The following is a 26131-nucleotide window of genomic DNA, read 5'->3' on the forward strand; positions in this document are numbered from 1 at the left end:
GTCATACATTTTAATAGTCGATGTTATTTAGTATTGTTGGTTTTGGTTTACAACGAATATATTTTTTGTATTTTTTATAAGGTATAAATTTAATATATTTGTATTTGCTAACTACGTGTTGTCCATTATTTTTACTATTTTGTCGTAAACAAGGTTTTACTTTTTTGATTTTAAAAGTACCAAAATTAGGAATAGTAATTACTTTACCTAGTTGGTTAATATTTTTAATTTCTTCAATTACACAATTAAAAACTATTTCAATATCTTGAATGTTAAATTTAGTTTTATCTGATACTCTTGCAATTAATTCTTTTGCGTTCATAAAAATCAACCCTATCTGTTTGTCCATATCCTTCTAATATTATTTTATATTATTTTATTTATAAAATGTAATCTATAAATTTTTCGTACTTTGCTTATTAATAATTTTAACATTAAAAATAATAAGAATCAAAGATAAAAATTTCTTTATTATATTAGACATATTCCGTAATTATTTTTTTGAAAAATCAAGTAATAATTTTATAATTTATTTTATTAATGAATTAATAAGGTGTTGATAAATATGGCTTTTGAAAATTTAAAAAAATTAAAAAATGATAAATTTTATAGATATTTTGGTATAAAACATTTTCATTTTAATGAAATGTTAGAAAAATTAATTGAAATAGAAAAATTAGAAAAAACTAAAGGTCGAAAAAATAAACTTTCAGTTGAAGAAAGATTGATGATGACACTTGAATATTGAAAAGAATATTATACTTTTTTTCAAATGAGTATTAAATATAAAATGAGTCCTTCAAGCTGTTTTCGAAATATTACTTGAGTTGAAAATAAACTTAGTAATGATAGAGATTATCAATTTTTAAAAGAAAAATATAAATCAAAAAATGATAAAAAACAAGAAAATTTAAATGAATTTCAATTTTATTTAATTGATTCAACTGAGATTGAAATTGAAAGACCAACTAAAAAAAACTACAGTTAGAATATTTTTCTGGTAAAAGTTGAATGTATTCTATAAAATTTCAAATTGTATATGATTTTTTTAATAAAAATATTGTTGATATTTTTGCTGATAATGGCAAAGTGCATGATTTTCAAATATTAAAAAATTCAAATCTTGTATTTTCTAAAAATACAATAATTATTGGTGATTTAGGATATCAAGGTATACAAAATATTTATGAAAATACAATAATACCAATTAAAAAAAGTAAAAATAAAAAATTAACTAAACAAGAAAGAAAATATAATAAGATTGTATCTAAAATTAGAATCAAAGTTGAACATGTTTTTGCTTGATTAAAAAGATTCAAAATTTTAGTAAATAAATGTAGAAAAAGTAAATTTAGACTTATGTACTTAAGATTTAACTTACTTTGTAAAATTTTTAATAAAATAAAACCATTAAAATAAAAAAAATCAAAAATATATTTTTTAAAATTGAAATTATTATCAAGTTAATATAAAAATATTATTAACATTTTTTTGTTTTCGAAATAGAAACTTATTTTTAAACTATTTTTTCGGAAAATATTAACTTTTATAATTAATAACACTAAAAAATTTATAAAAAGTATTATTGACAATTGATTAAATTTAATTATGGAATATGTCTATTCAATAGTATAAGTAAGTATATTCCTTAACTATAATTATAATTTCTATAAAATGTAATTACAAAAATAAAAGTGTTTGGCCATTGCTTTAGTTTTAAAGCAAGTGGTTTTTTATTTTTGAAAGAAAAGAAAGAGAGGTTTAAAATTATTCTAGAGATAGCGACAACAAATGTTTCAATAGGTGATATTGAAAATAAAATTAGAAAATTTAAAGAAAATTTAGAAATTTTTAAAAAAGAATTCACATTTTTCATAAATGAAAGTGTTGAGGAACAACGTAATTATAAACAAAGATATCAAGATATTTTATCAGAAGAAGAATTAGAGAATAGTAAATATGAAAAGGATTTATCTTATAAAGAAGATGATTTAAAAAACTTAAAAAGTCATATTGAAGATTTAACAAAAAGTAGGACTAATAATCAACTTAGAAATCAAACATTGGATGAAAAAATAGCAAAAGATCAAAAAGAATTAAAAAAAATAAGAAAAGAAATTAAAACTTTGCAAAAAGATAAAGAAGAGTTTAAAGAAAAAAGCGTAAAGATAGATAAAGATACTTTTCAAGAAACTCAAAAAAATATTGAAGATTTCCAAGCTACTATGAGAACAAAAATAAAATATGTTGAAGTAGTATCAGCTTTAATTGAAGTTAATTCAAGTGATGCAAACATACAAAAGCATTGAGATGCATTATGAATCGATTATAATAATAAAGTTAAAAATGCAAAAGAAAGAATTCAAATTTTAGAAACAAAAATTTCAAGTTATAAAAAACAAATTTTAGAAAATGAAATTAGTATTAAAAGCCAAGAAAAAGAAATAATAGTATTAACGCAAGAACAATTAAAGTTAGAAATTGATATAAAAAAAATTAAAGATAAAATTGAAAAAAATATAAAAGAAATAAGGGATAAATTAAATGAAATTAATAGTAAAATGAATAGTTGTTTTACTGAAAATAAATTGAATATAACCAAAAAGAGTAATGATATTATTAATTTATTTAATGAATTTAAAACTTTTCATGAAAAAATAAAAGAAGATTTTAAGTTTTTCATTACAATAAAAGAACAAGTAGATAAATTTTTAGGTGAATATTTTTTTATTAAAAACTCTAAAATTGAAAATTCTATATCAATAGTTGCTGATTATGATGCTGCACTTAAAATTATTATCAAGAATTTCACTACTTTTTTTGGAGGAAATAAATATGGTGAACTTTTAAAAAGTATAAAACAGTTTAATAACTATAAAGAAAGTAATGCTCAACAAGAATTACAACCATCAACTTCTAGTGATATCACTATTGATATCAATAATGAAAATAATGGTAAATGCAAATTATTTGATTTTGAAGAATTAAAATTAGAATCAGGATCAATAGTAAAAATGACTCTTAATTATTATAATTTTTTACAAGAATATAAAGGTCCATATTCTTATCTAATTTTTATTAAAGATGATAGTTTAAATGAAGGGAAGAATCAAAAAATAGCAAAAAACCTTTATTTTAATCCATTACTATTATTTGAAGATTGTAATGAAGAAGAACAAATGATTTTTAAAAAATTACAAAATAAAATGGCAAAAAATAGTAAAAAGAATTTTCTTTTTAATGAAAACAAAAAATTTGCTTTATTATGTACTAATGAAAATGATAGTTCGCAAAATCTTTTGTTTTTAATTGATTTTACAACGTTAATTAAAATTCCTAAAAAGTTTATTCCATTAATGTATGATTATCAAAAAAAATATAATTTAAATCAAAAAATATGTAAAAAAATAGTTAATAATTTTGAACAAAAAAATAAAAAAGATTATAAATTTATGTTTATAAAAGTTAGAGTACAAAATAATAATATTAAAAATTATATTAAAAATTTAGATTTATTATATGAAAAAATTTATCAACAAAAAGATCAATTACAAGAGTTAAAACATTTATTTTTTGAATTTAATGAATTTCTTGATTTAAATAAAAAACAGCAAAATATAAAAATAAGTGATTATGAAACGCAACAAACTAGCGAATTTCTTAAAGAAAATGATTTTGTATATAAAATGGTAAAAGAAATATCTAATATTTTAGATATAACATTAAATTCAATAAATTCAGATTGTTTGATAGGAAATTCTAATAATGTATTACAAATAGCAGATGTTGAATCAATAAACCAAGAAGTATCAGTTGGTCTAGTACTTTCTGAACAAAAGATAGCATTTACAAATAATATATAATCAAAAGTTTTAAACTTATAAATAATGCAATTTTCCAGATAATTAAATTATCTGGAATTTAAAATATTATTTACTTATTTTGTAATTTTTTATTTTATGATTTGAATTTATAATTTACAAATTTTGTAAAATTAACGAAGAAAGATGTTTAATAATTAAGTTTTTTGTTAAAAATTATCATATAATTAACAATGAACATCTTAATTATGGAGAAAAATATGAATAAGGATATGTATTTAATTAGAGCAGTAGAAATGGCGACAATTGCTGCTTATAAATTTATTGGTCGTAAAAATAAGAATGCTGTTGACTTTGCTGCTGTTGAAGCAATGACAATTATGCTAGATAATGTCCCTATTAAATGTCGTATTATCGTTGGTGAAGGTGAGTTAGATCAAGCCCCAATGTTATTTGTTAATCAAGAACTAGGAAAAGGAAAAACTTTAATTTATGATTTAGCAGTTGATCCAGTAGAAGGTACTTATCCTGCTGCTTATAATATTGCTGGTAGTATTGCTTATTTAGCAGCAGCAACACCCAATACTATTTTAAAGTTACCAGAAATGTATATGGAAAAATTATTTGTTGGACCCGATTTACAAGATGCTATTAACAATGAAGATGATTTTATTACTAATATTAAAACTATGCAAAAAATGAAAAAACATAATGATTTAATTGGTATTGTTTTAGATAAACCAAGACATCAAAAAATAATTGAAAAGTTGCATGATTTAGGTATTATTGTTCGTTTAATTGGTGATGGTGATGTGCTTGCTGCTATTGATGTTATTAACAAGGAAGCAGATTTTGTTTATGGTATTGGTGGTGCTCCTGAAGGGGCATTAATGGCAGCATTAGCATTAAGTGCTGGTGGCAATATTAAAACTAAGTTAATTTCCTATCAAACAATCTGACCTACTGATGAAGACACTAAGATTCGTGTTAATATTGAAGATATTGCTATTAAAAAATATAAATTATCATATAATAAATATTATTTTGCTAAAGATTTAGTAAAAGATGAAAATGTCCGTTTTGTTGCAACAGGTTTAACAGCTGGTGGAAGTTTAAAAGCAATTAAATATTATTATGGTACATATTATTTAAATACTTTTTTTGTATCGCATGGTGTTGTTAGAAATATGGAAGTTACTTATAGTGTTAGTCAGGTTAATAAACTATTGCCAAGTGTTGAAAAAATTATGAAAATATATAATAAATATGTTTAAAAATATTTAAAGGAGAAAATTATGAATGATATTGATCGTTTACCTGCCATCCCAGTTTTAGAAAGTCAACGTTTAAAACTACGTCCTATTACTTTAAATGATGCACAAGCATTATTTAATTATGCGAAGAATGAAAATATGACAAAATATGTACCGTGAAAAGCTCATAAAAGTATTAATGATAGTATTGGTTTTATTAATTCTTTATTACAAGAATATAAACAATTAAGTTCTTTAATGTGAGCAGTGCAATTAAAAGATGATAAAACTAATACGATGATTGGTACTTGTGGCTTTATTAGATATTTTGCTCACACTAAATGTTTGGAAATAGGTTATGCTTTTAATCCAAAAGAATGGGGTAAGGGTTATGCCAAAGAGGCATTGTTAACTGCTATTAAGTACGGATTTGAAAATACTGATAGTATTAGAATTGAAGGCAGTTGTGTTAAAGAGAACATTGCTTCAGCGAAAACGATGGAAAGTGTTGGTATGAAGTTTGAAGGAATTTCTCGTAGTAATTTTATTAAAGATGGTAAAGTTAGTGATTGTAAAATATTTAGTATTATTCGTAGTGAGTATTTTAAATAATATTTTAATATTATTTAAAGAGTGGCTTTATAGAGTTTTTTAAAAATTATTTTTAAAGAGGTTATTGTAATACTTTACAATCATATTTAACTTTGATATTATTTAGTTGTCTTTGTTAGGCAAAGATTTTTACACAAAAATGACAGAGGAGTAAGATCTTAGAAAAAAATCTTTAGATTTTAGTCCCTGAACGGTAAAAAGGTATCCGTTATATTTCCTTTAAAAAAGAGACTTTTGTCTCTTTTTGTTTTACATTTTATTGTGTACAATAATTTTGATAACAATAATTTCTAGGAGGTTCAAACTAGTGAATACTAAAAAATATTATTTAGGTTTAGATTTAGGAATATCATCAGTTGGATGAGCAGTTATGACAGAAGAAAATAAAGAATATTATATTGATGATTTTGGTGTCAGATTATTTGAATGTTCAGAAAATGCTAAAGATGGTAAAACAAATGCTGAACAAAGAAGGATATTTAGAGGTTCTAGGAGACTAATTCGTAGAAGGAAACAGAGAATAAATGATTTAAAAAAATTTTTGCAAATTAAGGGCATTATTAAAATTGAAGAAATAAATAATTTTTTTAAAAATTTTAAAATTACTAATAACATTAAATATGATGAAACAAAATATTTTAATCCTTATGTTATTAGAGTAAAAGGATTAACGACAAAATTAACACCACAAGAATTAACAGTAGCACTAATAAATATTGCTAATCATCGTGGTTACAATGATAGATTTTCTTTAAAAAACAACGAAAGTGATAAAGAAAGTAAATTAGATAGTTCAATTAATAAAGCAAAAGATCTTGTAAAAAATTATTGCACTATTGCACAAGCTATTGTTTCTGATGCAAGTTTTAAACATGAATTTAATGATAATACTTTAGGATTAATTCATAATAAAATTAAAAAAACAACAAATGATAATAAAACAAAAACCGAAATTTTTAATTATCGTTATTTATTTGATCGTGAAGACTATAAAAAAGAATTAAAAATGATATTAACAACACAAACTAAATTTTATTCTCAATTATCTGAAGATGTTATTAAAATAATTATTGATGATATTATTTTAAGACAAAGAGATTTTGAAGATGGTCCAGGACCAAAAGATGAAATGCAACTTAGTAAATGGAAAGCAAAGATAAAAAAACATCGTTTATTTGAACCATTTTTAGCAACTGAAGGTAATTGTACTTTTTATCGTCAAGAAAAAAGAGGTTATCGTTGTAGTTTAACCTTTGAAATATTTCAAATGGTATCGGCACTTTCAACTTTTACTGTAAAGTGTTTAGAAGAAAATGAAATTATTGTTCTTACAAATGTCATTTTTAATACTATTAAGGATGGAAATATATTAGATAAAAATAAATTAAAAAAAATTATTATTGAAACACTACATATTGATAAAAAATCATTTGATAATAATGTATGAACAAATAAAGAATTAAAATTTAATTTTGGCTTTTTAAAAATTTTAAAAGATTTACTTCCTGAACACTTTAAAACAATTGATTTTAGCAATTTAAAAAATCATATTTTTGATGAATTAGGAGAAATTTTACATAAAAACATTACTCCACAAAAACGTAAAAATAAATTAGAACAATTTTTTAAAAATAAACAAATTAACTTAACAAATGAACAAATAGAAAAATTTTTGCAATTACCATCTAATGTTAATACTAGTACTGCTAATACTTCATTTAAATATATGCAAGAAGCAATAGATGCTTTTGCTTTAGGAACATCATATGGCAAGTTTCAAGCAAAGTTTATTGAAAAAAATGAAGAAGAAATGTATAACTTTAAAAGTAATATGAAAAAATTATTTCAACCAATAAAAGATGAAGATATGAGTAAAAATGCTGTTGTTTTTCGTGCAATTAATCAAGCGCGAAAAATAATTAGTGCCTTACATAAAAAATATGGATTTTTTGCTGTTATAAATGTTGAAGTTGCAAGAGAGTTAGCAAAATCATTTGTTGAAAGAAGAGAAATTAAAAAAAATAATGAATTTAATTATAATCAAAAAGTTGCTATTGAAGAAAAGTTAATTGCTAATGGAATAAAAAGTAATGATACAAATATATTAAAATATCGTTTATGAGAACAACAAGATAAAAAATGTATTTATTGTGAAAATCATCATGAAATAACAATTGAACAAATTGGAAAGTCTTATGGTTTAGAAATTGATCATATTATCCCGCAATCGGTAATAGCTGATAATTCATCTAATAATTTAGTTCTTGTTTGTAATGATGCAAATCAAAAAAAAGGAAAACAAACACCATTACAATGATTAAAAACTAATGAAACACATAAAAAATCTTATTTTTATTTTATAACAAAAGTTATTAGAAAAAATTTATCTGATAAAAAGTATAGTTACTTAATAACTAAAGATATTAATGATGAATTATTAGATGAATTTGCATCAAGAAATTTAAATGATACAAGATATATATCTCGTTATGTAACTAATTGATTAAAAAGTGAATTTAAAAATTGAAGACGAAATACTGGTGAAGTAGTTGAAACAGATGTGCAGTCTATTAATGGAAGTGTTACGTCAAGATTTCGTCGTGCATGATTAAGAGAAAGTGCTTGAGGTTTAGATGAAAAAGTTCGTGATATTACGCCATTTCACCATGCTGTTGATGCTATTATTTTAACGCAATTTATTTCAACATCATATGTTACTTTTGCTAGTGATATTGCTAATATTGTTAATTTGAAGCAATTATGATTCAAAAAAAGAATTTCTAAAGAAGAATATCACGAACGATGTGACGATATTTTAATTAAATTAAAAAGAAAAGATACTAAATTATATGTTCAAGATTCAGAAAAAAGATTAAAACAAATAATTTATTCTGAAAAGCCAGAATTTAAAATCATGTCACCATTAGTTAAAGAGTTGAAAGAAGTTGTCGAACAAAGGATACCTATTATTTTAGAAAAAAGTGAAGAAAAAAAAGAAATTAAAATAAGTAATAAAGATAATAAGGAAATGCAAGTTCCAGATAAAATTGTTACTAGAAATATAATAGTACCTAAATATGTTGGTGTTTTAAATCAAGAAGAGTATAAAGAAAAAATGAATAATTTTTCTTTTAAAGGTAATATTCATTATCCATTTATTTCTTACAAAATTGATTATAAGTTGGCGGGTTCTGTTACTTCTAGTCAGATGCCCGTTAATAGCCATTTTGAATGAAAAACAGATAAAGATAACAAAGAAATTAAGAGAAAAATTAAACGTAGTCTAATTGATGAAAATGGTAATTTAAAAGATTCTTATATAAAAGATAAAAATAATACTATTTGAGAAGTTAATAATTATTATGGTATAGCGATTAATTTTAATGATAAACATCAATGAATTAGAAGAGTTGATGCAAAGCCAGAAAATTTAGAAAATCTTAAAAAGAAAAGTGTAATTTTAGTTCCAAAAAATATTGTTGAATATTATGATAAAAAACAAGATAAGAAAATAATTAAAGTATTTCATGGGAAAAAAGGTTCAAGTATATACGCTAATTTGATAGGTACAACCAATGTTTCTGAAAAAAACAGTGAAAATGTTTTTGGACATCAAAATTTTAGAGATTCTATTGGAAATTGAAAAAGTGAATTCAAAATATTAAACCCTAATATATTAGGTAAAGTAGTTACAAATTAATTTGTAACTACTTTAATTTAATGTTTATATTTATGTTAAAATTAATTTGAGGTTTTAGTCTTCTGACATTTTTGTGTAAAATATAACATTATGCTCTGTAACCCCCACGTTTTATTGGTTTTAGTCTTCTGACATTTTTGTGTAAAATATAACCAGTTGCAGCAAGTTCAGTTGTTGCATGTTGTTTTAGTATTCTGACATTTTTGTGTAAAATATAACATTTTTGTAAACCTTTACAAGCCGTATTATGTTTTAGTCTTCTGACATTTTTGTGTAAAATATAACCTCCAGTAGTACAAGCCCAATCTGGTACTTGTTTTAGTCTTCTGACATTTTTGTGTAAAATATAACTAAACCATGACTTCTTACTCTTGCAGATATGTTTTAGTCTTCTGACATTTTTGTGTAAAATATAACTAATTATTTGCGGTAATAATAGAGATACTAGTTTTAGTCTTCTGACATTTTTGTGTAAAATATAACAGTATTGGAAACTGAATATAGTGCTAGTACGTTTTAGTCTTTTGACATTTTTGTGTAAAATATAACTTATTAGCATTAGAAAAAACACCTATTTCAGTTTTAGTCTTCTGACATTTTTGTGTAAAATATAACAATTATTGAGATAGAAAAAGTTTTGTAGTTGTTTTAGTCTTCTGACATTTTTGTGTAAAATATAACTTAAATCACGTAAATTAGAAACAAAAATAGGTTTTAGTCTTCTGACATTTTTGAATTAATTAAAATAACTATTTATTTTTTCAAAATTATCAATACCTTCACTATTTCAAACCGAATTAACATTAAAACCACTTAAAAGGATTGTATAAATAAATATTAAATTTCTAATAGAACTAATATGTTGAACAGTATATTTTTCACTTGAAATATTATTTAATTTTTTAATAGTCAAAATTATTTCATCTGCAAATAAACTTTTAATTATAAGATCAAAAATATTTTCCTCAATGTACTTTATTTCATTTTGAATATCTTCTTCATCAATTAGAGAAAACAAATTATTTTTATAACTTATTAAATCTCTTTGATTAGATTCTCAAAATGAAAATAATATAATAGCATCTTTAATTATTACAGATAAATTTTCTATTGTAATTATATGATTATTGTTTATTAAATTAATACTATTTAAAGAAGGTTTTAAAGAAATTAAATATTCAGGACTATTTGATACAATAATCAAGGTTATATTTTTAGCTAATAATTTATTAAATCATTTATTTAATTCAAATAATATTTTTGGTGTGCCATATAATTCAGGTAGGTCTATTAAAATAATAGTTGGACGTAATTTATCACTAAAATTTAAACTATTCTTTAAAATATTAAATAATAATATACGTAACATAAAATGACTGTAATTTTCTTCATCAATTATATTGTTAGTTTCATTATTAATAATTTGGATTTTTAGAAGTTTATCAATTATATTATTAATAGAAAATATTTCTAAATTTGCTTTTAATTCTAGATTATTATTAATTACATCATTTTTATTAAGTAAATTAAAAGAACTTTCATTTAATAAATTATAAAAATTTTCATGTAATTCAGTTAATTTCATACTTATTATTTGATAATTTTTTTGATTAGAATTAATAATATTTTTATTAATATTTTGTATTAAAAGATTACGTAAAGTTGATGTTTTACTTAATTTTAATATTTTGTTTATCAAATATATGATTTGTAAATTGAATTTTCTTCATAACATTCTCCTTAAAGTTCAATAATGGGATTTATAGTTGTTATATCCTCCTGATATGATTGCGAACCAATCATTATTTTCATCATCTCATATTGTTTTTCAGTTACCATTAAACAACGAATGTTACCTTTTGGTGGTAAATGATTTTCAATAATATTATTTGTTTTTATAACTTCATCATGATTAGCACATAGCTTAGCGTAAATAGAAAATTGAATCATATAAAATCCTTGATTTAATAATAAACGACGAAATTTATTATAATTTTTTTGATCATTTTTAGTAGTTATTGGTAAATCAAACATTACAAATAAACGCATATATCGATACCTCATATTATTCATTATTTTCATCTTCTAAGAGATCAAAGTCTAGTATTGGTAATTCTAATTTATTTATAGTTTGTTCATTTAAGCATGTAATAAATGATCTAATCATATAATCAATTGCTCTTGTTATAGTAACAATTTTATTATTAATGATAGTTTTTTGATTTAATAAATTAATTAGTTCTAATCTATGATTATAAGAAATATGATCTTGAATAGTATCAATATGTTTTGTTACTCAATAATCAACTAATGGTCTTAATGGCTCTAAAAAATCACAAGCTAAATTAAAAGGATTGGTTTTGCCAATATGAAAAATTCCTAAATAATTATTTAATCCATATTTGGAAATTGTTCTAGAAATAGCACTCATTAAAATTTTATAACCATAATTTAAAGCACTGTTAATTCCATTATCACTAAAGCGAATAAAATTACTTCCATAAAGTTCACGAAAAAATACTTTTGCTGTTAAACCTTCTCTATTAGTTTTATCGCCAAGAATAATTGTTTTAGAAAAATGATCTACCATGCTAATGCTTTTCTCTTTGCATTTTAAATTTTTCATTACAATTAAAGTATTTTTTATTTTATATTCAATAATTAAGCTTCTTAACTGAAGTTTAAAATGTTCTGTCATATTTATTTGCTTTTCAAAAATAGTTAAAGGTTGTCAATGTTGATTTAGAGATAAAGTTATTCCAAGTGGATCATATTTGTCATCACATATGATAATAAAAATATTATTGATAACTAATTTTGCTAATATTTGTGTTGTAATATAAGTATAATTATTTTCTAAAATTATGCAGTTTATGTCTTTTAAGTTAAATAGTGCTTCTTTTTCATTGGTTATTATGCATAATTGATTTTGTTTTAAAAATATTTTTTCTGATTTTTTTATAATAACTGATTTTCATGAAATAGAAATCCCTCCCTTATTCTTACATTACTAGCTTTTTTATACATTCATTTTTATTTTTTTTCAATAATTACTTAAATATAATAATCATTTAAATCATGAAACTTTTTTATTTTATTGAATAACATTTTTATAATACTTATCATTAATATTTGTGGTTTCTAAATTTAGGTAATTAGTTAAATATTATTTTCACACATTATTAATGATTATTAACTATTATTTTCACCATTTAATAGTCATATATGTATGATTCTGACATTCATAAAAAAATATGTTATATTGTTATTAATTTAATAAATGTTCATTGCTAATATAGATTTTCTGATTTATTTATATTAGTTTTTTTATTAAATTATTTAGTTAAATAAACATATTTTATTTTATTGAATAACATTTTTATAATACTTATCATTAATATTTGTGGTTTCTAAATTTAGGTAATTAGTTAAATATTATTTTCACACATTATTAATGATTATTAACTATTATTTTCACCATTTAATAGTCATATATGTATGATTCTGACATTCATAAAAAAATATGTTATATTGTTATTAATTTAATAAATGTTCATTGCTAATATAGATTTTCTGATTTATTTATATTAGTTTTTTTATTAAATTATTTAGTTAAATAAACATATTTTATTTTATAGATTAGAAAGAGAAAAATAAAAATGCCTAATAACAAAAAAGAAAAAAAATCTAATTTACCTTTACCTGAGTTAGAAATTAATAATAATGAACTAGAAAATAATATGAAAGCAGAATTTCCCAAGAAAGATAAAGATGTTACAAAAAATGTTGGTAAAACAGTTAAAAAAAACTTAATTTTTATAGTTCCTCCCATTGTTGCAACAACAACAATATTAACAGGTGGTAGTGCAGCAGCAGTATTTGCAGCAACAGGTTCTGCTGTTGTTGCAAGCGCTGCTATTGAAAACAAAATAAGAAATAATAAAACAAAAAAGGAAGTTAAAAAAAATCAAAAAAGAGAAGAACAAGAAAATCTAAATAATCGTTCTAATAGACAACCATTATCTGAATTAAATCCAAACATTAATAATTTTAATAATGATATGCTATCAGTTGCTAATAATTTAGAAACTAATGCAACACCCCTTTTACGTACTGAATCAGTAACAAGACTTTAAAAAAATATTTTATAGATTAGAAAGAGAGAAATAAAAAATGCCTGATTTTAAAAGATTGAATTCAAATGTGTCTTCATCATCTGAATTAGAAATTAATGATAATGAAAAAGTAAAGAAGTCTAGTGGAATACCATCACCAAAGAAAATTGCAAATAATGTTAAAAAACAATTTAAAAAAAATATGCCTATTATAGGACCTGTTGCAGTTGGTGGAGGATTACTATTAAGAGGTGTTCCTGTAATAGGAGCACTAGCAGCAACAGCATCAACTGCTGTTGTCGCTTCTATTGCTGATAGAAAACTAGAAACTAATAAAGCAAAAAAAGAAAGTAAACAAAAAATGAAATATTTAAAGAAGAACAAATGGAATGTTTCAAATCAAAATTAGCAAGTCAAAAAGCACAATATGATTATGAAAGAAAAACATTTGAAGTGGGACTGGTTGAAAAAGAAGTAGAAAACAAAAAATTAAAAATTGAATTAAAAATGTTAGATGATCATTTAGAAAAACTAAATAATAAATGTAATAGAGAACCATTGTCTGAATTAAATCCCAATATTAATCAGTTTAATAATAAAATAGTATTAGGTGCTAATAGTTTAGAAACAAATATAAATAATAATGATAAAACAACATTAAGTGGATGGGTTACACTTTATTGGACACTAATTACGTAGACAAGTTCACAAATTAGTTAAAAGAAAGGAAAATAATTATGGCCAATATTAACTCATATTCAGATGAATTTAAAAAACAAATAGTAGCTTTATATCAAAGTGGCAAGTCAGTATCTTGTCTTGTTAAAGAATATAACGTTACAAGAGCGGCTACTTATAAATGAATTAAGCAATTTACTAATTCAGGCAGTTTTAAAACCAAAGATAATCTTTCTGATTTAGAAAAACAATTAATTCAAGCAAATAAAGAATTAAAACAATTACGAATGGAAAATGATATTTTAAAACAAGCAGCACTAATAATAGGCAGAAAATAGAAATTATTGCAAATAATAAATCTAAATATAAAATTCGCACAATGTGTCGTTTTTTAAAACTCTCTAAATCAACATATTATTTTAATTTAAAGAAAAAAAATAAAAATCAAAATAATATTTATGATGAAGCTGTTATTAGTGCTTTTAAAGAAAATAAAGAAGTTTATGGTACTAGAAGATTAAAAGTCATACTAGCAAACCAAGAAATTTATTTATCACGCAGAAAAATTAAACAAATTATGAATAAGCATAATTTAATATCAAAATACACTAAATTATCATTCAAAAATCATCATAATAAAGTCAATGATAGTCAAATTACCAATCTTGTTAATAGAAACTTTAATAATAAAATTAAAAATGAAGTTATTGTTAGTGATTTAACTTATGTTCAAGTTAATGGTAAGTGAAACTATATTTGCTTATTAATAGACCTATTTAACCGCGAAATTATTGGACATAGTGTAGGTACTAAAAAAGATGCATCATTAGTATATCAAGCATTTATGCACTCAAATCGCTGTTTAAAAGATATTGAAATATTTCATAGCGATCGCGGTAACGAATTTAATAATAAAACTATTGATAAACTTTTATTAGCATTCAACATAACTCGATCTTTAAGCAAAAAAGGCTGTCCTTATGACAATGCTGTTGCTGAAGCAACTTTTAAAACTTTCAAAACTGAATTTATTAATGATAAAAATTTTACATCATTAATCAAATTAAAATTAGAATTATTTGATTATATCAATTGATACAACAACATAAGAATTCACAGCACCTTAAACTACCTAACTCCAGTTAATTATCAAAAACAAGTGTCTACCAAAAAACAGTCCTAAAAAGGGTTGCCATTCCAAAGACCAAGTTTAGGTTAAAGGAAAGGTAGAAAAATTATGTTTGGATGATTAGATGATATTGCTAAAGGTATAGAAGATATTGGAAATGATATTGGTAAAGGATTGGAAGATGTTATATCAGATATTGGCTCAGGTATAGAAGATATTGGAAATGATATTGGTAAAGGATTAGAAGAAATTGGTAAAGGTGTAGATGATATTGGCTCAGATATTAGTGGCATTTGAGAAGATATTTCAAAAGGATTTGAGGATTTTACAAAAGACGTAGGAAATTTTTTTGAAAAAGGTTGACAAGGGATAGAATCATTTTTTAGTGATTTATTTGAAGGATTAGACTTTTTACTTTATGCTGTACCAATAGTTATTGGAGGAGCAATTGCTGCTGCAATAAGTGTCAAAATTTATAAGTTAATAACTAAACTGCAAAAAGATAAACTAGTACGAATGAATCTTAAAGATGCACAACGTCAAAGAAAAATTAATAAAAAAAATAGTCCTTTATTAGGAACACTTAGTGATAAAATTGTAAAAAGTAAAAATAAAATTAAAAAAAGAGAAGATAAACTGCAAGACGCAGAAAATAAATTAAAAAATTTAAAAGCAAAAAATCAAAAATTAGAAGAAAAAGAACTTAATAAACAAGTTAAAATAGCTAAAAAGTTAAAAAAAATTAATAATTTTCAAAATGAAGTAAATGATAGTGAACCATTAATTACTAGATATAATTCTTCACCTTCGTGTTCATTATAATATTTTTCTTATTTAAAAAAAGATTGCAACCGCAATCTTTTTTATTGTCAACAATATAATATTTTATTCATAATATTATTTTTATAAATTATATTAAGTTATTTGTTAAAGAATGATAATTAATTAATGAATTTTGCAAAAAATGAAGTTTTATAAGTAAAAATATAGTTACTCTAACTTATCAATGTTATAATTTATCAAAGGAATAACTAATATTAATTTATGAAAATTTAGATAGAAAGGTGCTATTGCCATTAATATGTTTTTTAAAAGTGTAAAATTCAAGAAGACAAATGATGATTTTGAAACAGATGATAATTCTGAATCAAAAGGTAATATAGAAGGAAAACAAGAAATAATTACACCTTTTAAACAGTATAAAAGTAAAGATAGTAAAAATCTTTTTGCTAAAAAATGTTATTAAAAAGAAAGCAATCAAAATTAAATAGTAAGAAAAAATTTAATGTTCATGATTGAGGGATTGATAATACTAATTATGTTTTTATTGATTTTGAAATTGCAAATTCGAATAAAACAAGTGCTTGTCAATTAATTATGATAAAAGTAATACAAGGTAAAATTGTCAAAACTTATAGTTCGTTAATTAAACCACATCCTGAAGAATTTACTTTTTCTCATGTTCATGGAATTACAAGTGAAAGCGTATCTTTAATGTCAAATTTTAAAGAATTATGAGTAGACATCGTTGCTTTTTTTACTGAAAATACTGTTGTTATTGCTCATAATGCTAACTTTAACATTAATATCTTAAGATCATTAATTAATCATTATGATTTAAAATGTCCTAATTTTTTTTACATTTGTTCAGTTAAGTTATTTAGAAGAACATATGATTATCCTAATAACCGTTTAAGTGCTCTTGCTCATAGTAATCAAATTAAATTTGATCATCATGATCCATTGGCAGATGTTACCACTTTATATAAATTAATTAATATACATTTCAGTGAACATTACCATTTAAAAACTTTATGTAATAATCTTAATATTAAAATGGGGAAATTATTTGGTGATTCTTTATCTTAATTAATATAAGATGTATTTTTATATATAAAAATACTTTTTAAGTTTAAAGGTATAGTAAATAAAAATTTGCAAATTTAAAAATTAACATTATAATTATACTTATGTAGGGATATTAAGATAAATTATTTAAGTCAAATTGTATACAAAAGAGGTTACAGTTATGGAAAAAGAAATAGATGTTGCATATGTTTTATCACCATTGGATACAGTCACCAATGTTAATGACAAAAGTGTCTTTTCAATAAAAACACATCTTGTGCTAATAAATAAAATACTTAAAAGTAAGTAATTACTGGTTTTTAATTAGTATTAATGATTATTAATTAAAACAGTTGCTATTTTTAGGTGCAGCACTAATTCTTTAAATAATATTTATATCTTGTATAAAAGATAATGAATTATAATTGAGAAGATTATTAAATAAAATTGAATTTTATTTAATAAAAGTCTAAAAAGTACATGAATATTTTGCTTGTTTATGATAACATTACTAAAGAAATTAAAAATAAAATTTCTTATTTTTGATGTTATTAATTTTGATATGTAATATTTTATGAAATGGAGGTGAAATCAATGAAATATGACTATGAAATTATTGTAATTGGTGCTGGTCATGCTGGTGTTGAAGCGGCATTATCTTCTGCCCGAGTAGGTCATAAAACCGCTATTATTACTCTTGATAAAACTAAAATTGCATTAATGCCATGTAATCCTTCTATTGGTGGACCCGCCAAAGGAGTTGTGGTTCGTGAAATTGATGCACTTGGTGGCGAAATGGCTAAAGCAGCAGATGCTACTGCTTTGCAAATGAAACTATTAAATCATTCACGTGGTCCAGCAGTTTGAGCTATTCGTGCTCAATCTGATAAAATTGCTTATTCACAATATATGCAAAATGCAATAAATAAACAAGAAAATTTAACAATTTTAGAAGTTATGGTACAATCATTAATAATTGAAGAAAACACTGCTAAGGGTGTTATTTTAGAGAATGGCGAAAAAATTACTAGTGAAATTGTGATTTTAACTACTGGCACTTATATGACAGCTTTAACTTTACAAGGTCATAATAAGAAATCAGAAGGACCAGATGGTCAAAGAACAAGTAATGGTATTTCTGAACAATTAAAAATTGTAGGCTTTAATATGATACGTTTAAAAACAGGAACACCACCTCGTATTAAAAAAAATAGTATTGATTTTGACAAAATTAATATTGAACTAGGTAGTGATTTACCTTTAGCATTTTCACATGAAACTAAAAATTTTTTACCATTACCAAAACAGTTACCTTGTTATTTACTTTATACAAATGATAAAACTCATACCATTATTAATAATAATTTAGATAAATCACCAATGTATAATGGTGAAGCACAAGGTACTGGACCACGTTATTGTCCAAGTATTGAGGATAAAGTAGTACGTTTTGCTGATAAGCCTCGTCATCAAATTTTCTTAGAGCCAGAATCACTTGCTTTGGATTCAATTTATGTCCAAGGTTTTTCAACATCGATGCCAATTGATGTGCAAGATAAAATGTTGAGAACATTACCTGGTTTAGAAAATTGTGAAGTATTAAAATGAGCATATGCTATTGAATATGATGCTTTTGAACCAACACAATTATGACCAACATTGGAAACTAAATTAATTAAAAACTTATTTAGTGCTGGTCAAATTAATGGTACTAGTGGTTATGAAGAAGCAGCGTGTCAAGGTTTAATGGCCGGAATTAACGCACATTTAAAAATAAAAAAAGAAAAACCATTAATTTTAAAGCGTGATGAAGCATATATCGGAGTTTTAATTGATGATTTAGTAACAAAAGGAACAGTTGAACCTTATCGTTTATTAACTTCTTTAGCTGAACATCGTTTATTATTACGAAATGATAATGCTCAAACAAGATTAATTAAATATGGTTATCAAGTTGGCTTAGTTAGTGAACAACGTTGATCACAATTTAATATTCAACAAAAATTAATGTCTAATATTGTTGAAAAATTAAAAACTATTAAAGTTAGTCCCAATTCAGAAGTTGCTAAGTATATTAATAATAATAATTTAGGTCCAATTCCCGATAATCATATTATTGCTTATGAATTATTAAAACGTCCAGGTGTCAAATTATCAATGTTTACTTCACAGTTACCTTTAATAAATGATTTACAATATCATCAATTAATGGAATTAGAAATTACAATTAAATATTCAGGGTATATTAATCAACAACTAAAAATGGCGCAACAAACTAATAGTTTAGAAAAAAAACAAATTCCTGGTGATATTGATTATGATTTAGTAGAAAGTATTACTGGTGAAGCTAGAGAAAAATTAAAGCGTGTTAGACCATTAACAATTGGTCATGCTACAAGAATTTCTGGTGTTAGTCCTGCTGATATTCAAGTTTTATTATTTTTTTTAAAACGCAAATATCCAAATTTAAATATTTAATAAATTAGCGATTTTTTAATTAAGTTCGCTAATTTTATATATTAAATATTTTACTTGCATTTTAAAGTTTAAAGAAGATTTTGATTTGTGATGACCAAAAAAAATTAAACAGTAATAAAAATTGTAAATCTGAAACAATGACACAGATTTAAGGGGTGATAAATTTATGAATAATGAAAAACAAAAAGAGTATAAGAAAAAGTGATATCAAAAAAATAAAAAAAGAATACAAGAATATCAACAAAGACCTGAAGTGAAAGCAAAAAAGAGAAAATATGATCAAGAAAAATATCAAAAAAATCAAGAAAAAATAAATCAATATAATCAAAGACTTGAAGTGAAAGCAAGAAGGAAAAAATATGCTCAAGAGTGATATCAAAAAAATAAAGAAAAAATGAAAGAATATGCTCAAAAGCCAGAAGTGAAGGCAAGAAAACAAAAATATGAGCAAAAATCCGAGGTAAAAGCAAAAAGGAAAATATATAATCAAAAATTATATCAAAAAAGGAAAAAAACAAAACAAGAATTACAATTTAATAATAATTATCAAAAAGAAGTAATGGTAAATGCAATCAACAAATTAGCTGATGAATATCCTCCTGCTGCACATGTTTTAAGTGAAAATCAAAAAATTTGAAAATCTTATTTATAAAATAAAAATAAATTAAAAAAATGAATTGATAAAAAATAAATCTAATTCTTTTTCATGTAAATCATATATAACAATTTTCTTTTCACTCAAAATAAAATTAAGTTGTGATATATAATTTTTATCAATTAATTTAATTAAAATACTATCAGTATCTTTATTATATTTAAATTGAAAATTATATAAACTTAAAAGTGATGATGCTACAAGATTATTGCTTGTTTTTAAAACAAAAATTTTACCAACTCCAAATTTATCAATTGGCCCAGTATAAATTAATTTACCATATTCAATAATAGTACAATTATCAATAATATCTTTTGTTTCATCAATCATATGAGTTGTTAATAAAATAGTTTTTCCTTCTTTTTTTAAATCTTGTAAAACAGAAGTAAAAAATTTTCTTGATTCTGAATCTAAATTAGCTCCTGGTTCATCTAAAATAACTAGGTTTGGATCATGTGCTAGGGCAACAATCAACATAATTCTATTTTTCATTCCTGAAGAAAATGAATTTAAAGATTTATTACGTGATTCTCATAAACCAAAAATTTTTAATAATCTTTCTAAATTTACTAGTAATTTACTTTCTGAAATTATTGTTGTTTTACCTAAAAATTTCAAAAAATTATAAGCACTTAATCCCTGAGGAAAATTTTCTATATTCAAAGAATAGCCTAAACTATTTTTTGAAAAAGTTGTTCCCGCTTTATAGCCATTAATGGTAATTAATCCTTCGTAATTACTTATTGGAATAGCACCAATAATTGATTTCAACAGTACTGATTTACCACTTCCTGAACGGCCAACTAAAGCATGAATAGTTCCTTCAAATACAGTAAAGCTAATATTATTCATGTGAAATTTCTTAAATTTTTTACTATAGTTTTGAACATTAATTAAAATTTTATTTTTATCATTTGTTGACATAAATACTCTCCTAACTAACTTATCCAATATTCTTTTTTAAGAAAAAACAAAATGATAAGAAAAATAAAACAATACACAACACACCGTAAAATAAACTAACAATCAAATTATTTTGTATGCTTGTAGTATTATTAACATCAATTTTATATTCGCTATTTAAATGAAAAGTAAAATCAGGATAACTAAATAAAGTATTTTTTTGAACATTAAAATCAATACTTGATAAAGCTAATGGTTTAAATCAAAAATTACCATAACATCCCATATAATTTGTTCACATTTGGTTTCAATGCTCAATAAAATTAAAATAGTTAATCAAAGTATATAAATTCATATTATTTTTAAATGCAATAAAATTTTCATCATTTAAAACTTTTTCTGATTTAACTTGATAATAAATTCATATTTGATTATAAATGTAATCTTCCACAGTTCTTAATAAAATATAAATTGGATTAAAAAAAAGATTATCATATTTGTTACGTAATGGACTGCTAAATTTAACATAATATCCACCATCTTTAAAAGCTCTTGTTCAATCATCACTAGTTAATGTTTTTTTATTACTACCTTCCTCAACATAAGATTTAGCAAGATCATATTCTAACAAATCAGGTATTTTTGATTTTTGTAAATAACAAAAATTATTAATTTCAAATTCATTATTATAATCTTCATATAATTGTAATAAATCTTTTTGAGTATCGTTATTAGATTCTTCAATTTTTTGTTTTAATTCTTTTAAATTAATAAAGTATTTATTAAAAACTAAAACTATTTTAACTGTTTTGCCATTAAAATCATTATGTCCATTTCAAACATCAATTTTACCTTCCATTTCACCACTATTAAATGAACTATTTAAAAGAAATCCTTCTTTTTTATAAAAATCTTGTCTTTTACTAATAACTTCCTTTTTATTAATATTTTGTAATTCATCAATTGTTAAACTATTATAAAAATCAGCAATATCTTTAGTTAAATTAGGATAACGAATTAATCCCATTTTATAATATTTATTAAATAACATTGCTTCTTTAATTTGTTTAACCAAATAAGGTCCAACACCTTCTTTAAAAGAAATTGGTAAATTTTCTGTTTTATTTAATATCAAAGAAGAAGGCAAACCACCCAAAAGGAATAAACTACAAAAAATAACAAATATTAAAAAAACCTTTTCTGATGAAAAAAACGCTAACATAGCTACCGATCCATTAGTTACTAAAATTGAGAAAAAAAGTAAAAAAAGAAATAATTTTAAAATAATTAAAATATAAAATTTAATATATATTATTTTTAGAATTACTCCTATGATGCCTCCAAAAACTAATAAAGTAATAATATTAGATACGATAAAAAATAATGAAGATAAAAATAACACGAAATATTGTGAAAGGATAATTACTTTTCTTGAATATGGTCTTGTTAGTATTAGAAGAAAAGAATTATCTTCAAATTGTGTACCAAATAACTTAATAGAATTCATTAAAGCAAAAATAAAAAGAAAAATGCTATACAAAATCATAATATAATATTGAAAAATAATGAAAAAAGTATTTGAACTTAATTTCAAAGTAAAAAAAACAATAGCTATTGTTAAAGATATAAATATTGATAAAATAAATAAAAAAACTGTAATAAAAGAATAATAAACCTTAATAAAAATAAACTCTAATAATTTACCTAAATTTGCTTTTTCAACCATACCTCTCTTAAATAACCTCTCAATGTATTAGTTTATAATATTTTTATTTAAAAAAACAATTTTATTAATTTAGAAACAACAATATATACTAGCAATTATATAATCAATATTAAGCATAATATGAAAAATTTCTTACTAGAATTTTACTATGTTTTATATAATAAATCTTGTTTTAATATTATTAAATACAGTAAATGTTAAATTTTAAAACTAGTTATTTTTTTAAAAAATAAAATAAGTAAAAACATAAAAAAACTTATAAAAAATAACTAAATATTATACTATTGGTGTTTATTATAAAACTTTAAAACATAATATAAAAAACAATTTTAGAATAATATAAAATGAAGTAAATATATTCAACAATTTAAATATGTCTTTAATTTATTAAATTAAAAACATATTTTATCCAAGTTTGATTTTAATAATATTATTTTTTGTTTTAAAACAAAAAATAATCATTTTTATTACTAATGTCAATAATAGTTGTATTGAATATATTTAATTATATAAAAAGATTTATTTATGGGGGTATAAATTATGAAAAAATTATTAAGTATTTTGGGGGCAATAATTTTAAGTACTACTGCTACTACAAATATTATTGCTTGTGGCTGAAATAATGATTAACCAATACCAGAAGAGCATGGTAAAGAACAGAGTGATACTGATTTATTAAAAATAGCAGAAGAAAAAGTTAACAGTTTATTTGGGGATCTAATAAAAGAGAAAAAAAATATTTTAAGACCAGATAACTTTGCTAGTTCTGGACAAGAACTATTAAATCAAATTAATAATATTCCTGATAATCAAGAAATTACTAATCAAGATTTAACTAAACATTTTTATGACGTAATTAAAGAAAACATTAGTAATTTTGGTTCTGAACTACGTAATGATTCTAATTTAAAATCATTATTTTCTGGTATTAATATTAATGAAATTTTAAAATTAAATACTGATAAATCAAAAATTACTAAAGTTGAATTTAATGAATGAAAAAATAATAATGCTTTTGGGATGGATGATTATAATAAAGAAAAGTATCAAATTGAATCTTGAAATCTTCTAAAATCAAGCCTAAAATTTGATTTAAAATGAAAAGATTTTGATGGTAATACATTAGATCGTGAATTAAGTATAGATTTTTTTGATATAAACTTTATTAATCAAAATGCTAATACTGAAGGCGTAATTGAAAAAGTAGCAAGCAAAATTGAAGATAGTTTAAAAGATTATATTGTCGAAACTACTTTAGATTTAAAATGAAATATTTCAAAATGATGAAATAGTAATGAGTTAAAAGAAAACATTTTAGAAAAAATAAAAACAAAATTGGGAGCTAAGTTTATTGCTCGTGATCAAACGAAATTTCATAATTATCAATTGCCAAATAATAATAATAATTGAAGTGTCACTAAAGAAACACAAAATGATTTTCAAAGTATGGCACAAAAAGTATTTTTAAATCAATCAGGTTCTGATGTTAAATCAATTTTTACTAATAAAGCTAATTCATATGCACAAACCTTTGAAAATAAATTTGAAAATTGAAAATATAGAAACAAAATTATTTCAGATCTAGATAAAGTAAGTTTGTTTGGAGAATTTGAAATTAATAGTTGAACATATCATAATTTAACATTAGACCCTATTAAAATTCCTGTTGTCATCCGCGATACTATGTCAATACAAGATCGAATTAATAATACTGCTGATAAATTAGCCAATTTTTGTTCTAAAGATGGTATTTGAAACAATCGTCTTACTATCAGTAAGTTTGAAGGTGACTTTACAATGAAAATGAATAAAAATGATTTTAAAGCTTACGAAAATAATAATTTTAGTGATACTTTAAAATATTTAAAAGATAAAACTACTGATTTAGCAAAAAAGAATCATTTTTTTCAAAATAATGATTCACTAGAATTAATTAATTGTCATGAATTAGGGCAAAAAGGTCTTAGATGACAAAACACGCAATTAAATTCTAAATTAAAAAATAATAAATATATTATAGATAATTTGTCTTTAGGTACTGTTGATATTTGAATGTATTTTAATGGTTATGTTTTATCTTTAGCATATTCTTTTGCTCCAACTTATGCGGTAATAGAGGGTGATAATAATAATGTTTGAAGTTAATATAATAATTTAAAAAAAATTATTAAACCTTAAAGATAGATAATACAAAAATTAGTAGTTTTTTAATTGAAAAATTACTAATTTTATATATTAAATATTTTTTTAAAATGAAATCTTTTTTGATTTTAATTTTTAAAATTTAGCATAGATTGCATTTATGATGAACAAAAATAAAAATTGTAAATATGTTCAAATTTAAGGGATGATAAATTATCAATAATGAAAATCAAAAAATTGAAAATCTTATTTATAAAATAAAAAATTATATAAAAAGTATTAATTATATTAACTATAATTAATATGTTGGTAACACAACATATTCATTAATTTTTAAATTTAAAAACAATTAATTATTAAATAAAATTGATTAAGTAAAGGAGTAGTGAGATTTATGAATAATTCAACAGAACAATCAAGAAATGAAACAACACGTTTATTAGGAGCAAATATGGCAAATACAAGTTGTTTACAAAAAGATTTTGGTTGTTGTTGTATCACAATGTTATCATCAACATTACTTTCAACAATGGGCTTGGGTGTTGGTGCAATATATGGTTTAATAAAAAACAATGATGCTAGTAATGTCAATAGTGTCGGTGTAGGACTTTTTTTATTAGGTGCTATAACAGGTCTTAGATGTGGAGTTACAATTAGGAACTGGTTAATAAATAGAAATAATAATGAGCAACAAAATAATTTAAACATTGGTTATGATAATGAGGAATTTTTACAAGAAGTTACTATAATAGATAAAGATGCTAGGCCATTAGTAATTTCTTCAAATACAACAAAAACTAGTAAACTAGATAATGGTTTAATAAAGATTGAACAAACATTTCAAGTAGAAATTGAAAAAGATAATGAACAACAATTTCAAGATGGAATCAATGAATATTATGAGAATGAAATGGCAAGAAAAACAAATGATAAAGATTGCTCTTTAAAAAATAATATAGATCAAAAACCTGATTTTATACAAATTAAAGCAGAAATTCATAGTATTTCAACTAATTTAAATGATGAACCATCAACAAGTACCGCAGTCATATATCATTTATAAGTATTAAC

Annotated in this window: 25 protein-coding genes; 19 read left to right on the forward strand and 6 right to left on the reverse strand. The window is 22.5% G+C overall.

Annotated features, from left to right (window positions below; all coding sequences use genetic code 4):
- Nucleotides 1-10: 10 nt before the first annotated feature.
- Nucleotides 11-322 (reverse strand): HU family DNA-binding protein, encoded by a 312-nt coding sequence (locus AACK96_RS00480; RefSeq protein WP_338974435.1) that lies wholly within the window; start codon nt 320-322, stop codon nt 11-13.
- A gap of 243 nt (nt 323-565) precedes the next feature.
- Between AACK96_RS00480 and AACK96_RS00485 the strand changes: the two genes are divergently transcribed.
- From AACK96_RS00485 to cas9, 6 genes are all read left to right on the forward strand, one after another.
- Nucleotides 566-988, forward strand: a complete 423-nt coding sequence (locus AACK96_RS00485; RefSeq protein ID WP_338973316.1) for a transposase family protein — start codon at nt 566-568, stop codon at nt 986-988.
- Nucleotides 989-1011: 23 nt separating this feature from the next.
- Nucleotides 1012-1419, forward strand: a complete 408-nt coding sequence (locus AACK96_RS00490; RefSeq protein WP_338973314.1) for a transposase family protein — start codon at nt 1012-1014, stop codon at nt 1417-1419.
- A 320-nt stretch (nt 1420-1739) separates the two neighbouring features.
- Nucleotides 1740-3863 (forward strand): hypothetical protein, encoded by a 2124-nt coding sequence (locus AACK96_RS00495; RefSeq protein ID WP_338974437.1) that lies wholly within the window; start codon nt 1740-1742, stop codon nt 3861-3863.
- A 218-nt stretch (nt 3864-4081) separates the two neighbouring features.
- A complete protein-coding gene (locus AACK96_RS00500) occupies nt 4082-5095 on the forward strand; it encodes a fructose-bisphosphatase class II (protein WP_338974438.1) in 1014 nt (337 codons plus the stop codon).
- Between the two features lie 21 nt (nt 5096-5116).
- Nucleotides 5117-5686 (forward strand): GNAT family protein, encoded by a 570-nt coding sequence (locus tag AACK96_RS00505; RefSeq protein WP_338974440.1) that lies wholly within the window; start codon nt 5117-5119, stop codon nt 5684-5686.
- Between the two features lie 307 nt (nt 5687-5993).
- Complete coding sequence (gene cas9 / locus AACK96_RS00510) at nt 5994-9386, forward strand: type II CRISPR RNA-guided endonuclease Cas9 (protein WP_338974442.1); 3393 nt, start codon at nt 5994-5996, stop codon at nt 9384-9386.
- 736 nt (nt 9387-10122) lie between these two features.
- Here cas9 and AACK96_RS08390 read toward each other — a convergent pair.
- The 3 genes from AACK96_RS08390 to cas1 are packed head-to-tail and all read right to left on the reverse strand — an operon-like array spanning nt 10123 to nt 12375.
- A complete protein-coding gene (locus tag AACK96_RS08390) occupies nt 10123-11085 on the reverse strand; it encodes a hypothetical protein (RefSeq protein ID WP_422397325.1) in 963 nt (320 codons plus the stop codon).
- Nucleotides 11086-11126: 41 nt separating this feature from the next.
- The gene (gene cas2 / locus AACK96_RS00515) at nt 11127-11435 is read right to left on the reverse strand and encodes a CRISPR-associated endonuclease Cas2 (protein ID WP_338974444.1); all 309 of its coding nucleotides are present in this window, start codon (nt 11433-11435) and stop codon (nt 11127-11129) included.
- Nucleotides 11436-11451: 16 nt separating this feature from the next.
- Entirely contained in the window at nt 11452-12375 is a 924-nt protein-coding gene (gene cas1, locus AACK96_RS00520; protein ID WP_338975130.1) for a type II CRISPR-associated endonuclease Cas1, read from the reverse strand.
- Between the two features lie 670 nt (nt 12376-13045).
- Here cas1 and AACK96_RS00525 point away from each other — a divergent pair.
- From AACK96_RS00525 to AACK96_RS00570, 10 genes are all read left to right on the forward strand, one after another.
- Nucleotides 13046-13522 (forward strand): hypothetical protein, encoded by a 477-nt coding sequence (locus tag AACK96_RS00525; RefSeq protein WP_338974446.1) that lies wholly within the window; start codon nt 13046-13048, stop codon nt 13520-13522.
- 37 nt (nt 13523-13559) lie between these two features.
- On the forward strand, nt 13560-13910 hold the full coding sequence (locus AACK96_RS00530; RefSeq protein WP_338974449.1) for a hypothetical protein: 351 nt from the start codon (nt 13560-13562) through the stop codon (nt 13908-13910).
- On the forward strand, nt 13886-14200 hold the full coding sequence (locus tag AACK96_RS00535) for a hypothetical protein (RefSeq protein ID WP_338974450.1): 315 nt from the start codon (nt 13886-13888) through the stop codon (nt 14198-14200). The genes AACK96_RS00530 and AACK96_RS00535 overlap by 25 nt, the downstream gene beginning before the upstream one ends.
- 38 nt (nt 14201-14238) lie before the next feature.
- Nucleotides 14239-15362 (forward strand): IS3 family transposase gene (locus AACK96_RS00540; protein WP_338974451.1). Its coding sequence is split into 2 segments (ribosomal slippage): nt 14239-14488 and nt 14488-15362, totalling 1125 coding nucleotides; the frame shifts between segments, so codons are not numbered across the junction.
- A gap of 54 nt (nt 15363-15416) precedes the next feature.
- The gene (locus tag AACK96_RS00545; protein ID WP_338974453.1) at nt 15417-16130 is read left to right on the forward strand and encodes a hypothetical protein; all 714 of its coding nucleotides are present in this window, start codon (nt 15417-15419) and stop codon (nt 16128-16130) included.
- 259 nt (nt 16131-16389) lie between these two features.
- A complete protein-coding gene (locus tag AACK96_RS00550) occupies nt 16390-16554 on the forward strand; it encodes a hypothetical protein (protein WP_338974454.1) in 165 nt (54 codons plus the stop codon).
- Complete coding sequence (locus tag AACK96_RS00555) at nt 16545-17177, forward strand: exonuclease domain-containing protein (RefSeq protein ID WP_338974455.1); 633 nt, start codon at nt 16545-16547, stop codon at nt 17175-17177. The genes AACK96_RS00550 and AACK96_RS00555 overlap by 10 nt, the downstream gene beginning before the upstream one ends.
- 160 nt (nt 17178-17337) lie before the next feature.
- A complete protein-coding gene (locus AACK96_RS00560; protein ID WP_255495891.1) occupies nt 17338-17466 on the forward strand; it encodes a hypothetical protein in 129 nt (42 codons plus the stop codon).
- Nucleotides 17467-17750: 284 nt separating this feature from the next.
- Entirely contained in the window at nt 17751-19634 is a 1884-nt protein-coding gene (mnmG, locus tag AACK96_RS00565; protein ID WP_338974457.1) for a tRNA uridine-5-carboxymethylaminomethyl(34) synthesis enzyme MnmG, read from the forward strand.
- Nucleotides 19635-19800: 166 nt separating this feature from the next.
- Nucleotides 19801-20286 (forward strand): hypothetical protein, encoded by a 486-nt coding sequence (locus AACK96_RS00570; protein ID WP_338974459.1) that lies wholly within the window; start codon nt 19801-19803, stop codon nt 20284-20286.
- A gap of 12 nt (nt 20287-20298) precedes the next feature.
- On the opposite strand, the gene AACK96_RS00575 is transcribed toward AACK96_RS00570, so the two are convergent.
- Together AACK96_RS00575 and AACK96_RS00580 are read right to left on the reverse strand one after the other, a co-directional pair.
- On the reverse strand, nt 20299-21213 hold the full coding sequence (locus AACK96_RS00575; protein ID WP_338974461.1) for an ABC transporter ATP-binding protein: 915 nt from the start codon (nt 21211-21213) through the stop codon (nt 20299-20301).
- 19 nt (nt 21214-21232) lie between these two features.
- Nucleotides 21233-22339, reverse strand: a complete 1107-nt coding sequence (locus AACK96_RS00580; RefSeq protein WP_338974463.1) for a hypothetical protein — start codon at nt 22337-22339, stop codon at nt 21233-21235.
- 1119 nt (nt 22340-23458) lie between these two features.
- Between AACK96_RS00580 and AACK96_RS00585 the strand changes: the two genes are divergently transcribed.
- From AACK96_RS00585 to AACK96_RS00595, 3 genes are all read left to right on the forward strand, one after another.
- Nucleotides 23459-23548, forward strand: coding sequence for a lipoprotein (locus tag AACK96_RS00585; protein WP_338974465.1), 90 nt, complete (start codon nt 23459-23461; stop codon nt 23546-23548).
- A gap of 390 nt (nt 23549-23938) precedes the next feature.
- On the forward strand, nt 23939-25063 hold the full coding sequence (locus tag AACK96_RS00590; RefSeq protein ID WP_338974467.1) for a hypothetical protein: 1125 nt from the start codon (nt 23939-23941) through the stop codon (nt 25061-25063).
- 391 nt (nt 25064-25454) lie between these two features.
- Entirely contained in the window at nt 25455-26123 is a 669-nt protein-coding gene (locus tag AACK96_RS00595; RefSeq protein WP_338974469.1) for a hypothetical protein, read from the forward strand.
- Nucleotides 26124-26131: the final 8 nt, after the last annotated feature.

The sequence above is a fragment of the Spiroplasma endosymbiont of Tricholauxania praeusta genome (genome assembly GCF_964019535.1).
Lineage (GTDB): Bacteria > Bacillota_I > Bacilli_A > Mycoplasmatales > VBWQ01 > Spiroplasma_E > Spiroplasma_E ixodetis_A.